At 55.2% G+C, this 12,313-nt stretch carries 13 protein-coding genes and 2 pseudogenes; 7 read left to right on the plus strand and 8 right to left on the minus strand.

Annotated features, from left to right (window positions below; genetic code table 11):
* Window positions 1-2: 2 nt before the first annotated feature.
* Window positions 3-1,172, plus strand: coding sequence for an aromatic ring-hydroxylating oxygenase subunit alpha (locus WA237_RS17235; protein WP_336099116.1), 1,170 nt, complete (start codon window positions 3-5; stop codon window positions 1,170-1,172).
* A 284-nt stretch (window positions 1,173-1,456) separates the two neighbouring features.
* On the opposite strand, the gene WA237_RS17240 is transcribed toward WA237_RS17235, so the two are convergent.
* A complete protein-coding gene (locus WA237_RS17240) occupies window positions 1,457-1,768 on the minus strand; it encodes a hypothetical protein (protein WP_336099118.1) in 312 nt (103 codons plus the stop codon).
* Window positions 1,769-2,604: 836 nt separating this feature from the next.
* Window positions 2,605-2,916, minus strand: a complete 312-nt coding sequence (locus tag WA237_RS17245; protein ID WP_336099120.1) for a hypothetical protein — start codon at window positions 2,914-2,916, stop codon at window positions 2,605-2,607.
* 695 nt (window positions 2,917-3,611) lie between these two features.
* Here WA237_RS17245 and WA237_RS17250 point away from each other — a divergent pair.
* From WA237_RS17250 to WA237_RS17270, 5 genes and pseudogenes are all read left to right on the plus strand, one after another.
* A complete protein-coding gene (locus tag WA237_RS17250; RefSeq protein ID WP_336099121.1) occupies window positions 3,612-4,019 on the plus strand; it encodes an MbcA/ParS/Xre antitoxin family protein in 408 nt (135 codons plus the stop codon).
* A complete protein-coding gene (locus tag WA237_RS17255; RefSeq protein ID WP_336099123.1) occupies window positions 4,013-4,729 on the plus strand; it encodes an RES family NAD+ phosphorylase in 717 nt (238 codons plus the stop codon). The genes WA237_RS17250 and WA237_RS17255 overlap by 7 nt, the downstream gene beginning before the upstream one ends.
* A 134-nt stretch (window positions 4,730-4,863) precedes the next feature.
* Window positions 4,864-5,438 (plus strand): annotated as a pseudogene (locus WA237_RS17260) (IS6 family transposase).
* A gap of 526 nt (window positions 5,439-5,964) precedes the next feature.
* Complete coding sequence (locus WA237_RS17265) at window positions 5,965-6,414, plus strand: DUF3394 domain-containing protein (protein WP_336099178.1); 450 nt, start codon at window positions 5,965-5,967, stop codon at window positions 6,412-6,414.
* A 44-nt stretch (window positions 6,415-6,458) separates the two neighbouring features.
* Window positions 6,459-6,795, plus strand: a pseudogene (locus tag WA237_RS17270) (SMC-Scp complex subunit ScpB); the annotation flags it as partial.
* A 118-nt stretch (window positions 6,796-6,913) separates the two neighbouring features.
* Here WA237_RS17270 and WA237_RS17275 read toward each other — a convergent pair.
* Both WA237_RS17275 and WA237_RS17280 read right to left on the minus strand, forming a co-directional pair.
* Entirely contained in the window at window positions 6,914-7,237 is a 324-nt protein-coding gene (locus tag WA237_RS17275) for a hypothetical protein (RefSeq protein ID WP_336099124.1), read from the minus strand.
* A 259-nt stretch (window positions 7,238-7,496) separates the two neighbouring features.
* Window positions 7,497-7,679 (minus strand): TRAP transporter large permease subunit, encoded by a 183-nt coding sequence (locus tag WA237_RS17280; protein WP_336099179.1) that lies wholly within the window; start codon window positions 7,677-7,679, stop codon window positions 7,497-7,499.
* Here WA237_RS17280 and WA237_RS18685 point away from each other — a divergent pair.
* Window positions 7,658-7,921, plus strand: coding sequence for a hypothetical protein (locus tag WA237_RS18685; RefSeq protein ID WP_442970282.1), 264 nt, complete (start codon window positions 7,658-7,660; stop codon window positions 7,919-7,921). The two genes, WA237_RS17280 and WA237_RS18685, sit on opposite strands and share 22 nt — an antisense overlap.
* Window positions 7,922-8,607: 686 nt before the next feature.
* Here the strand turns inward: WA237_RS18685 and WA237_RS17290 are convergent.
* From WA237_RS17290 to trpS, 4 genes are all read right to left on the minus strand, one after another.
* Window positions 8,608-10,302: a hypothetical protein gene (locus tag WA237_RS17290; protein WP_336099125.1), complete on the minus strand. Its 1,695-nt coding sequence runs from the start codon at window positions 10,300-10,302 to the stop codon at window positions 8,608-8,610.
* A 13-nt stretch (window positions 10,303-10,315) separates the two neighbouring features.
* Window positions 10,316-10,537 (minus strand): hypothetical protein, encoded by a 222-nt coding sequence (locus WA237_RS17295; protein ID WP_336099127.1) that lies wholly within the window; start codon window positions 10,535-10,537, stop codon window positions 10,316-10,318.
* Window positions 10,538-10,850: 313 nt separating this feature from the next.
* Window positions 10,851-11,036: a recombinase family protein gene (locus tag WA237_RS17300; protein WP_336099128.1), complete on the minus strand. Its 186-nt coding sequence runs from the start codon at window positions 11,034-11,036 to the stop codon at window positions 10,851-10,853.
* Between the two features lie 162 nt (window positions 11,037-11,198).
* Window positions 11,199-12,266, minus strand: coding sequence for a tryptophan--tRNA ligase (gene trpS, locus WA237_RS17305; protein ID WP_442970279.1), 1,068 nt, complete (start codon window positions 12,264-12,266; stop codon window positions 11,199-11,201).
* Window positions 12,267-12,313: the final 47 nt, after the last annotated feature.

Below are 12,313 nucleotides of genomic sequence, written 5' to 3' on the forward strand. Positions count from 1 at the left end.
GTATGTCTGTCAATGAATTGCTGGAGGCAGTCGCCCGCAACGCGGCCCTGCCGGATGAGCTGGCCGAAGCGACGCCGCCGCAGGTCTATACCTCGCCCGAGTTTCTCGAGCTGGAACTCGACGAAATCTTTAATCATGAGTGGTTTTGCGTCGGCCGGGAGGATGAATATGCGGCTCCCGGCGACTACCGCGCGACAATGATCGGGCGCGATCCTGTCATCGTTCTGCGTGACCGCGATGGCATCCTGCGCGCGATGTCGAACGTATGCCGGCATCGCATGGCCAGCCTTCTTGAGGGGTCCGGCAATATTCGGGGCCGGATCAGCTGTCCCTATCATGCCTGGACCTACAATCTGGATGGCCAGCTGATCGGGGCCGCCCATATGCGCGAGAATTTCAACAAGAAGGACGTCTGCCTGCCGCAGTTTCAGGTCGAGATCTGGCAGGGCTGGGTCTATGTTTCGCTAGATCCCGATGCCGCGCCATTGGGGCCGCGGTTGGCCAAGCTGTCAGAGCGGCTGGAAAATTACCAGTTGTCGAAGTATCGGACTTTGTTTCGAGCCGAAGAGATCTGGGACACGAATTGGAAGATTCTGGTTCAGAATTTCACTGAAGGCTATCACCTCTTTGTGGCGCATGCTCAGACGATTGAACCCGCGATGCCGACCCGCCTGGCCAATGCCATGCACGGTGGCGCGGCGTATAGTCTCTATGAACAGGGGCGCGTGCCCGGCAAGTCCTACGAGCGCAATTCGGACATGGTCGTGGACAATCCCCTCTTGACCGAGGAAGAGCGCAACAAGGCGGTATTGTCAGCGATTTTCCCGTGTCATGTGATGTCGGTGACCGCTGAGCGAACCTTTTGGCTATCCGTGCAGCCCTATGGTGTGGATAAGGTCAAAGTGTTCTGGGGGGCGGATCATTATCCCGGCGCCGTGCCCGACGATCCGGAAGAACGCGCGGCATATGCGGCCGAGTTGAAAGCGGGTTTCGACCGCATCAATGACGAGGACAAACCGATCATCGGGGCAATTGCACAGAACGCCAAGGCGCTGGCGGCGAAGCCTGGGCGGTTGTCCCCGAAAGAGCGCACCATCTGGTATTTTCAGCAATATTTGGCAGCCCAGTTGGCCAAAAATCCTGAGACAACCAAGAGCCCAAGACAACATTGAGCGATTTTCTGGCTTGAGTTGCGGATCGTGGTTGAACGGGAGGGTTGCCGGCGATCAGTTCCCCGTAGGGATCATGGTTATAATTCTATCTTCTCAATGTTTGGGGCTCGACTGACAACGCCTCCAGAAATTGCGCGTTGAGAACGCGGTTCAGATGTTGAAAAGTTTCATTAAGGATGAGGTCTCTCGCGGGGAGCAGGAAAACAGAGATGCTGAAGGGCAAAAAGCCGGGCCCCGGTAGAGGGCCCGGCCAGATGGATTTGAGGGTCTGCGGGAGCGGCCGCTTAAGCTGCCTGCAGATAGGCTCCGAAGAACTCTTCAAGGGTGTCATACTTGCGGTGTTTCTCAAGCCATTGCATCGCTTCAGGAATGGTCAGCGGGGTAATTTTGGCGCCGCCGATCATATTGCCATCGCCCTCATCGATTGCATAATGTGAATGCAATCCGCCTTCCCCAGCGATAAACCAGCGTCCATTCTCCGTGGTATAGAGCTCTTCCTGAAACCAATTAGAATGGTTGTTGGTTTTATGGCGCACCGATGTGATCTTGTCTGCTGCGTCGGTGTCATAGATGATTGAATTAAGTATAACTTTCATTTTATTGTCCTGTCTTGTTACACCTCCTACATATCACCCAAAGATTAACTCGACGTTTAAGGATCGCGGATTTCGCCTTCATGGCTGATTTTTCTGCCGTCAGCCGTGCCGTGCGATGGCGCAAAGTGCCAACGAGCTTGCGGCATGCTCGATGTTCGCCCAGGTTGCGGCACTCACCGAGGTAGAAACAGGGGGCTATAGGTGCAGTCTATTACCTGAACCTGTAACGCGAGATAGCTTGGCGTCGTCTAAGCCCGGTTTCGCCAGCGCCGGGCATCAGCTGTCACAAGCTTCGAGAGGCACGTTGTGCGCTTTTCTATTGATTGCCCCTACAGGCAAAGCGCCGAGCGGAGAACATATTGATAGGCTTCGTGTCAGCCCCCATGCCGTGCGTGCATCGCGGCTATGATGCGGCCGCCGAGATGTTTTTATTGAGGTGTTGGCAATTCGCCCATAAAGAGAGCGCAGAAGGTGATAGGTGAGGAATCCCGCGTCACTTTCTACCTCCCTGTTGGACTAGGGCCGAGCTTGTCTCGGCCATTTTTTTCCGAAGCCAATCGCGGTTCTCCAATCGAGGTTTCCTGGCGCAGAATTCAGCGGGCGTGTTGGACAGCACGCAATGCTATTTTACATGCGCAACATTTTTGCCAAGCTGTCAGGGAAGATCCATACGATGGGTATCAGGTCAGGCCGGCAAAACCTGTAGAATAGAAAGGGATGAATATTATTGATTTGGAAGCAGCTCTCTTAATGCTCGCGCCTGCCCAAGGGCAATAGGGCCGGGCCCCAATTGGGAGCCCAGCCAAAAGGATCGAAGGATCTGCGAGAACGACCGATTAGGCCGTCTGCAGATAGGCTGCGAAGTACTCCTCAAGAACGTCGTATTTGCGGTGCTTCTCAAGCCAACTCATCGTTTCAGGAATGGTCCGCGGCAAAAGATCGCTTCCACCATTCATGTTACCCTCGCCCTCATCGATCGCATAATGTGAATGCGATCCGCCTTCCCCAGCGATAAACCAGCGTCCATTTTCCGTAGTATATAGCTCTTCGTGAAACCAACTGGAATGGTCGTTGGTTTTATGGTGTACCGATGCGATCTTGTCTGCTGTGTCAGTGTTGTAGACGATGGCGTTTATAATTTTTTTCAATGTGAAGTTCCTCTGTTTTGTGGCTTCGACGCCTTACCTATCGCCAAAAGTTTAACGCAGGATTTAGGGATCGCGGATTTTACCTTCTCGTCGGTTTTTGACATTCGAGTTCGTCTTGCCGCAGAGAATGACAGAACCGCGGCACCCTTGTTGCCGAAGTCCGGCTTCAATCCATCACGGCCAGTCAGATCGAAAAATCTGACATTTCCTTCAGGAGGTTAGCAGAGATTGCGCGTGCTTGGCCGTATCCAAGGAGAAGAGAGGTGGTCGCGAGATTTTGGAGCGCCCATTCAATGGCATCGTCGACTAGCAATCCGCCAAAACCTTGATGACGATGCGTCGGAGATCGCCTTGCTGGCTCATTGGATAGCCGGTGCCCATACAAAGCTTCGCCTGCCTAAGCGCCGCCGAGGACAGCGCAACGCCATCTCTGCAAATACTTTGTCGGTGGATCGTGCTGGGTTCAGGCACCCCAAACTGTCGGTCATTTTTTCATTGATGGAAACCAACCTAGATGAACCGTTGCGCCCCGGTGATCTGGCCCAGTCGGTCAATATCTCGACCCGGCAGTTAGAGCGGTGCGCTTGGCTGGGCAGGGGGGTTACTTCCACTCTCTGGGTTCATCAAACATTAATGCAGCGCTTGTATTGCCAAATGGCATTATATTTGCTATTGCATGCCATAAGGAGAAAGCTATGCTTCAACCAATTGCAACCCGTGCGCCCGATTTCGTTCCTGATCAGATCACTGATGAGGAGGGTGGGGCAATGCTGCGTGCAGTGCTCCACCTGTTTGGAAAGTGGGAAATTACCGATGAAGAGGCGTCGGTGCTTCTCGACCTTCCGGTGCGCACCTATCGACGCTGGAAGGCCGGCCAACCTGGTCGACTTGACCGGGACATGAAAGCCCGTCTGTCCAACCTCCTCGGCATACACAAGGCACTTCGCATCATCTTTGCCGAGCCAGTAAGAACCTATATCTGGATCAAGGCTCCGAATGAGGCCTTTGACGGTCGTTCGGCGCTCGACATCATGCTCGGAGGCGAGCTGACTGATCTCATGCGCGTGCGCCGCTATGTCGATGCGGAGCGAGGGGCTTGGTAGTTGAGATCACGGATGTTCCAGTCAATCACCTTCTTTGGGAGCTCGGTGTCAGGATCATCCGGAGCGTATTTCCCCCGATAGATCTGTTCGAGGATATCGCCGAACCGGAGGATTGGCCCTTGCTCATCTCGGCCGAGCAGAAGACCAATCCACGACTGATGGAGACAATTGGCAACATCGACCTTGTTCCTGCCGAGCGAAGGGTAGGGGGTTGGGGGGCAAGTTACCTCATGGCGCCCTTCACCCACACAAGCACAGACAGGCCAAGCCGATTTTCGGACGGTCGTCTTGGCGTTCTTTATATTGCGAGCGATTTTGAAACCGCTGTTCATGAGACCTGCCATCACCACGCGCGTTTTATGGCGGCCACAAGCGAGGCGTCGGGCTGGGTGTCGCAGTTTAGGGAACTGTTGATCGGAGTTGATGCAAATCTGCATGACATACGGGGTGATTTGCCCGACCAGAGCAGCCTGCTCGATCCTGATGATTATTTTCAGGCGCAACTGTTTGGTGCTCAGCTAAGGGCCAGCGATTCAGACGGAATAGTCTATCCAAGCGTACACGGAGACGGCGACTGCGTGGGTCTCTTCTACCCGGATCTTGCGCACAATCCGACACAAGGGCGTCATCTCGACTACCATTGGGATGGAGAGAGTGTCGATCTCATCCGAGATGCGACGACAGGCGACGTCTTCCGGATTGTTCGCTAAGCACCGAGTCGAAATACGCAATGGATGCAAAATTGGGGTGTTTTACAGGGCTCTGTTGCAAAGTTTTGGCTGTTGTCGTGCATGAGTGTAGCGTGTGGATGGCTTTCGGTCCCATCTAGTCGAAAGATCAGCTCATGATCTTCTTTAAAGGCGCACAATATCCCAAGGATGTGATCCTCTTTGCTGTGTTCTTTCACCTTCGAGACGGCGTGTCGTACCGTGATCTCGAAGAAATCATGTCCGAGCGCCGCGTTGCGGTAGATCACACGACGCTAAACCGTTGAATGTAAAATACGCTAGTGCAATTGCAGATGTTGCGCGCAGACGAAAGGGACCGTGCGACCGTTCTTGGAGAACGGACGAGACTTACAACAAGATGAAAGGCAACTGGGCCTATCTCTATCGAGCCGTCGACAAGCACGGCAACACGCTTGATTTTATGCTTTCCCCGCGACGAAACAAACCCGCTGCGACAAAGTTCTTTGCCAGGATGCTGGAGGTCAACCGGCTTCCGAGGAAGATTGTCATCGCCAAAAGCGGAGCTAACACGGTTGGCATCAAAGCCATAAACAAGATGCTGAAAGGCTTTGGTTGTCCGATCCCAATTGAGGCTGCACTGGACGGAACCGAAGTGACGCACATGATCCGCAAAGGCCAAATCATGCCAGGAATCTGCCCGTTTCGTCAATTTGCAGAACTGTCGGCATAAGCCGCGGGTTCGGTTTCATCTCTTCGGTCAGTAAGAAACTTTGCAACAGATCTACTGCGGCACCTATAATGCAACGATGATTATGGACGACGGAACAGCCTACGCCGCCTTTTTCATCGTTAAGCCTCACAAGGGCAGATTCGATGTCATTCGCCACGAGCTACGTCTTTTTGTCTAAAGAGCCCGCCACGGCCCGCCCGCCGGTAAACGGCCAAAAGGTCAAGATCGCTGGGGTAATCAGTCAGGCACTCATGGGCAGAAAAGTCAAAAATTGTAGACGCTAGAAAGACCTAAGGAGCCACCTTTGCAGGCAACTCCTTGGTTATCTCGGCGCTCTCTTCGGCCTAGGCCTTATCCACTATTCCAATTGGACAACGTGCGTTGCGGAAGGAACCTCACAGCCGATCTGGTGTCCTTATGAAGGAAGATATAGCTACAAACAGGTTACCAATCAATCGGTTACCGTGGATAGCTTTGCGGGGGCAGCAGTGGGCAGCTCCGACCCGATGAATACCAGTGTACAGGCATTTTTCTACTCGGTTCGCACAGCTGCTGCGGCCGGGTTTTTGCTGGACCGGTTCAAGCGGTCGCCCCGGAGACCATCCTGACAGTGGTGGAACAGGCAGGGGATGATGCGCAGATCCAGATGTTGATGGAGGGTGAGAACTTTAGCGGCGATGTCGTGCAGAGGGTTGTGGCGATCCCGCTGGGAGCGTCTGGGGCAAGCGGCGAAGATCGGCTGCTGGAGGCCACCGGGATGGAGATGCGCTTTGATCCCGATGGGGTCTATGTCGACAATGTTGCCTTTGACAGCCCGGCCCAGAAATGGCGAGTGGATTTCGACTGGGTCGTACTTAAATTTAATAAGCCCAACACGCTCATGGCCAATGAGTGGTTCTATGTTCCGGCCTACGGCTTGCTGTTCCTCTTGGTGCTCTGGCAACTGGCGCGTCGCCGCAAGGAGGAGAGGGGATAAGAGGGCTAGGCGCGAAGTAGGGGGCTCAACCAATCTGTGACGCGGCGCCAACGATCTATGTGACAGCTGATGTAAGCGATCAGCTGGTCGATCTGAGCGCCTTTGGCATTGCCGTCTTGGCTGCCATCTCCTACCACCAGCCAATCACCCGGGAAGGGCTGAAAGATATCTTCTGCAAGGACATCAGCCGCGACCTAGTCGACCGGCTGCATGCATCGGGAACTCTTCGGCCCCGGACCAAGATCACCGCGTCTATGCACGACCTATACCTTTGTGATGATCGAACAACTTCTGAGGACGTTTGATCTGGTGACACTGGCAGCTTCGCCGGATCGGGAACAGTTGGTGGATGCGGGGGTTGGTGGCGTGGAAAGAGAGTAGGCTCGTATGAGGAAGAGGGCCGTTTGCTTCAAGCTTGCGGCCTAAATCTGAAAGGCAAAAAGCCGGGCCGGGGCAAGGGCCCAGCCAAAAGGATTGAAGGATCTACGAGAACGAGCGCTTAAGCTGCCTGCAGATAGGCTCCGAAGAACTCTTCAAGGATGTCATACTTGCGGTGTTTCTCAAGCCAATGCATCGCTTCAGGAATGGCCAGCGGGGTAATTTTGGCGCCGCCAATCTTATTGCCATCGCCCTCATCGATTGCATAATGTGAATGCAACCCGCCTTCCCCAGCGATAAACCAGCGTCCATTCTCCGTGGTATAGAGCTCTTCCTGAAACCAATAAGAATGGTTATTGGTTTTATGGCGCATCGATGTGATCTTGTCTGCTGTGTCGGTGTCATAGATGATGGCATTTATAATGGTCTTTATGTTACTCTCCATATTTAAAGACACCTCCTACATATCACCCAATGATTAATCGAAGTTTAAGGATCGCGGATTTCAGCCTTCTTGGCTGATTTTCCTAGACGCAGGTAACGCCCGCAGCTTCGGTGGGTGAAAATATGCCGGATTAAATGACGCCAAGATCGAACACCGGCGTCAAGAGCGCACAGCCGCCGCGCACTGTGGTCTTTCGCACCAGCGCCGAGTCAAATTTCCCTTTGGCGCGCAGCCCGTGGCGGATGCAAAACCAATAGATTTAGATCGCCATCAGGACCGCGATCAGGATGCCAGCGATGATCCCCGCCAGGAACAGTTTGCCCACATCCTGTTCTGCTGAGGCCGCATACAGGATCATCGGAATGGACGGCGGTATGACGAGGGCGATCGCGCCCGCCGACACGGCTAGGACCGCTTCACATCGGGCATTACGCAGGCTCACTTGCAAACCGGCGGCTCTATCAAAACAGCCATGGCCAATTCCTGCTGCTAGCGGACACGCAGGCCCTGACCGACAACGCCCATGATCCGGCAAAAGTACGGCGCAGCGTGATCGAGATCCCGCTCGCCAAGCAGACAATTTATGCAACAGTCCCGATCAGACAATCCAATCGATCAAAAAGCAGGATTCCCCTTAGTTTTAAGGTGTTTCAGGGGCGTCGGACTTTTTGGCTTCTCTTATGATTGGCATAGCCTGGCCAGAGGCCGCTTGGGCGGTAGCACAGGCTTGCCATGAACTCTTTCAGAAAGGGGAGCGAAGGGTCAGGCCAGGGCCCGCGGCAAAAAATAGTAATTTCCCCACCTCTCCACGGGCTCTCACCTCCGTTAGGTCACGGGACCCCTCGCTGGGGCCCGTGTAGGGCTCTATCCCTCACTCTTTTCGTTCTTAGGGGCTTCGGGACCATCTATGGGCAAAGGTATGCTCCTACAGCCTTATACTGCGCCTGAGCGCAGCTCATGAGATCAACCGATAGGGCAGGGGTCAGGCAGCCCAATAAAATAATGGGTTTCTGAGGTGTCCGATTTTTTGGCGTCTAGTATGAATGGCATAGCCGGGCCACGGGCCGCCTGGGCGGTAGCACAGGCTTGTCATGGAAACCTTTTGGAAGGGGGGCGGAGGGTCAGGTCAGGGCCCACGGCAAAAAATAATAATTTCTCTACCTCTCCACGGGTCCTGACCTCCGTTAGGTCACAGAACCTCTCCCAGAGCCCGTATAGGGTCCTATCCTTCACTCTTTTCGTTCTTAGGGGTTCGGGACCATCCAGGGGCAAAGGTGTACTCCTATAGCCTTATACTGCGCTCAGGCGCAGCTCATGAGATCAACCGGTAGGGTAGGGGCAGGCAGCCCAGGAATGGGCTCTGAGATCTCTTAGAACGGCACTTCGCCGAGTGCCAGCCGACGCGCCGGCATGGCGGTCTCGTGATCGAACAGTGGAATATCGGCGGGAACTGAATCGTCCACGTCCACCGGAGCTACAGCAGGGCGGGGGGCCGGGGTCTTCCTGAAGGATCGAAGCCTTTCAATAACACCAAAACTCTTTTTAGAGCGATTTGGTGAGCTTTTGGGTCTGTCAGGTGTCTTCAGCTGCAAAACATTATCTTGAGCTTCTGAGGGCTGTTTCTGGGGATCCTGAAGCGGTTCAGCGAGCTCGACCTTGGCGGCCGTCTGGACTTGGCTAAAGGTGAGCCCGGTTTTCGCGGCTATCCCCCGCAGCGAGAGGCCGTCACGAAGCAGGCCCTGAACCAGGCGAGCTCGCTCCTGTTTCATCTTTTCCTTGGCTTCCCGCTTGGCGCGATCGCCGCGGACCTCTTCTTTGTAGACCCGGTCTTTCACTTTTCGGCGGGCCGCCTTTCGACCGTCATCAGCAAGAGATACGAGGCCCAGGATGTCCATTTCGTCCGGGGTGATAGCCAGGTTCCGGATTAGGGTCTCGGACCGGTATCGATAGCGAGGATCAACGGAATGGCCGTTGAACTCGATGCGCTCGCCGGCTTCAGCCATCTTGGCGCGCTTGAGGTTTGCCGAGACCATCGATCGGATTTCTTTAGCGGTGAGATCCGGCGCCAGGCGGCCGGCGATCTCGATCATCTTGGAGTAAAGAGCTCGATGCCCATGGCGGAAGGCCAAGCATGCAGAAATGTGAAAAATGAAGAGATCTCTCTGGCCGTCGGGGATCCCGTCGGGGTGACGGTGCTCCGCCAGCCGGATCATCTCGTCGGCGCGCATCTGATGGATTTCCGAAATCGAGAGCCCGCCCTTATTGTGTTTACGCTTTGTTCTCTTGGCTTTGGTTTTCTTGGCCTTGGCCTGGGCTTTGATGGCTCGACACTCCTCGCGCGAGAGGGGCAGCACCTGGTCGGCGAGATCATCGAAGCAGTATCTGGAGCCGTCATTGATCAACAGATCTACTTCGACCACCTCGCCATTCTTGCTGTTGATGGACCCGGCGACCCGGAAGATCCGGCTGGTATCGAGTGCCATGGTGTCGGCGCCAAAGGAGGCGAGAGCTTCCTGAAGGTGCGTCTGGACTGCTTTCCAACGCGGGCGGGCTGAGCGAGCCTTTTTGCGGGAACCATTTGTTTTCTCTTTTTCCTTTTTCGGGATAGAAATGGGATCAATAGCCCAGATGAATTGGAAGCCCCGGCCAGATCTCACGGTCATGGTGGGGGAGGGGATCTTGAGCTCCTTGAGGTGATCGAGAGCCTCTTTGACAACCTGGGCCACAGGCTTGTCCTGGTGCGCGGCCATCTTATAGAAATCGCAGTCGATGTAATTGGCATTCAGCCATGCCAAGCTTTCGTCTTTGCGGGACTCCCGGAAAAGATTTTGTGAAACATAGAGATCTGTGATCTCTGGATCTGAGAGGAGAGCGAATGCCTTCTCAAAGATATCGCCGACCTTCACACCATCTTGATCGAACTTTCCGCCCTTATAGAATCCGAAGAAGACGTTGGACCAATTGAGTTTGGAAGCCCCGAAAAGGATTTGGAGGTGATTAAATGAGGCATCGCCCGTTGATCGGGGGCCTTTCTTTTCCTCAATTTTTACCGCACCACTGCGCATTATTTAACAAACCTTAATTTTTAAGGCTGCCGAGGGCGCGCGCTCGACGCTGCCGAGGCGTGGCAAGATCTTCTCGCCTCATAATATTCATCGTGGTCAGCCATTCGGGGCTGAGGATCGCTTCCCAAACCCTGACGTAGACCGTAAAGCCCAGGTCGCTGATAATGCGGGCATGATGATGGATCGCCTCGATCGACGTCCCGAGATCCTCGATCTTCTGCAAATTGATCCGCATCTCGGATCCTTCCTCTGTCTTGTCAGTTCCCGGAACTGCTACCATCGGAAAGTTAATCTCCATTTTATTCAGCGGCCTCGCCGGAGATTTCTCCGTTTTTGATGCGATGCCGAAGTCGCAGCTCGGCCCGTGACATCCCGAACTTCTCCCGGAGGCAGAGCGTGCTCGTGGACGCGCCGGTGCGACGGGCGATCTCTGGGGACTTGATATCTGTTGTGCCGAGCGGCTCCGCGATCTGATCGTGGTCTGTCCAGGGGCGAGAGCCCTTGTATTTGCCCTTCTCCGTGGCGAGATCGATCCCCTAGACTTGGCGCTAGCGGATCACCGCACGCTCGAATTGGGCGAAAGAGCCCATGATGTGCAGCTCAAACTCTGCCATCGGATCCGATACATCGGCGACGAATGTCAGGTTTTCCTTCAGGAATTTGATCGCGGCCCCCTTGCCGTTGATCTCGTCGACGATCTTGGTGAGATCGTTGAGGCTCCTGACCAGGCGCATCCATCGTCAGGCGCTCGCCCCGTTGCGCCCGCCCACGCTGGCGGGTCAGAATGGTCTTCACGCCAGTTCCATCAATGAAGACAACGCGTTCGGGTAACCGATGCCTGAAAAGCCGTGCAGCGCGCGAGGCAGATCTCGTCCGCCTCGCGCGCCTTTGCACTCCTACAATTGGAACAAACCTAAAGCGCTCACCACCTCGCGCTTGGTCGCCTCAGTGCGCGCCCGCGCCCGTTCCGTGCCCTCTTTGATCACCTCAAGAATGTAGCCTCGATCCTCGGAGAGCTGTCTCCTGCGCGCGCGAATTGGCGCAAGAAGGTCTTGAAGGATAGCTTCCAGACGCGCCTTGATCTTGCCATCGCCAAGCCCGCCGCGCTCGTATTGCCTCTTGAGCTGAGCAAGCTCGTCCTGGTCGGGGTCGAAGGCATCAAGATAGGCGAAGACCACGTTTCCCTCAACACGGCCTGGGTCTTCGATGCGCAGGTGGTTGGGATCGGTGAACATCGCTTTGACAGCAGCACGGATATCGTCAGGCGAGGCGGAGAGCGGAATGGCGTTGCCGCCGGATTTCGACATCTTGGCCTTGCCATCGATGCCGGGCAACCTCCCCGCCTTGGGGATGATCGCCTGGGCTTCTGGCAGCACGGTGCTGCCCGCCGTTGCGTTGATCCGGCGGACAATCTCATTCGTCTGCTCGATCAGCGGAGCCTGATCCTCGCCGACCGGTACGACCGTCGCCTTGAAGGCCGTGATGTCCGCCGCCTGTGCCGCCGGGTAACAGAGAAATCCGGCGGGAATATCGCGGCCGAACCCGCGTGCGCGTATTTCATCCTTGATCGTCGGGTTCCGTTCGAGCCGTGCGACCGTGACGAAGTTCAGGTAGAACATCGACAGCTCGGCCAGCGCCGGAAGATGCGATTGCAGGCAAATCGTCGTGCGAGTGGGATCAATGCCCACAGCCAGATAATCGAGCGCGATCTCGATCACGCTGCGTCGGACTTTTGCCGGATCATGGGTGTTGTCGGTCAGGGCCTGCGTGTCCGCTAGTAGCAGGAATTGGTCATGGCTGTTTTGATAGAGCAGCCGGTTTGCAAGTGAGCCTGCGTAATGCCCGATGTGAAGCGGTCCTGTCGTGCGGTCGCCTGTCAAGATTATTGGTTTGTTCATTTTGCGTGTTCTCATCAAATGAGAGGCCGCGCATCGGGAAGCTTGGAAAACAAAAAGACCGCCCATGCGGCGGCCTCGGAATACTATTGGTCATCCGGCCACCTTGTCAGGAG

Origin of the sequence: Roseovarius sp. CH_XMU1461 (assembly GCF_037027165.1) — a bacterium.
GTDB classification, from domain to species: domain Bacteria; phylum Pseudomonadota; class Alphaproteobacteria; order Rhodobacterales; family Rhodobacteraceae; genus Roseovarius; species Roseovarius nubinhibens.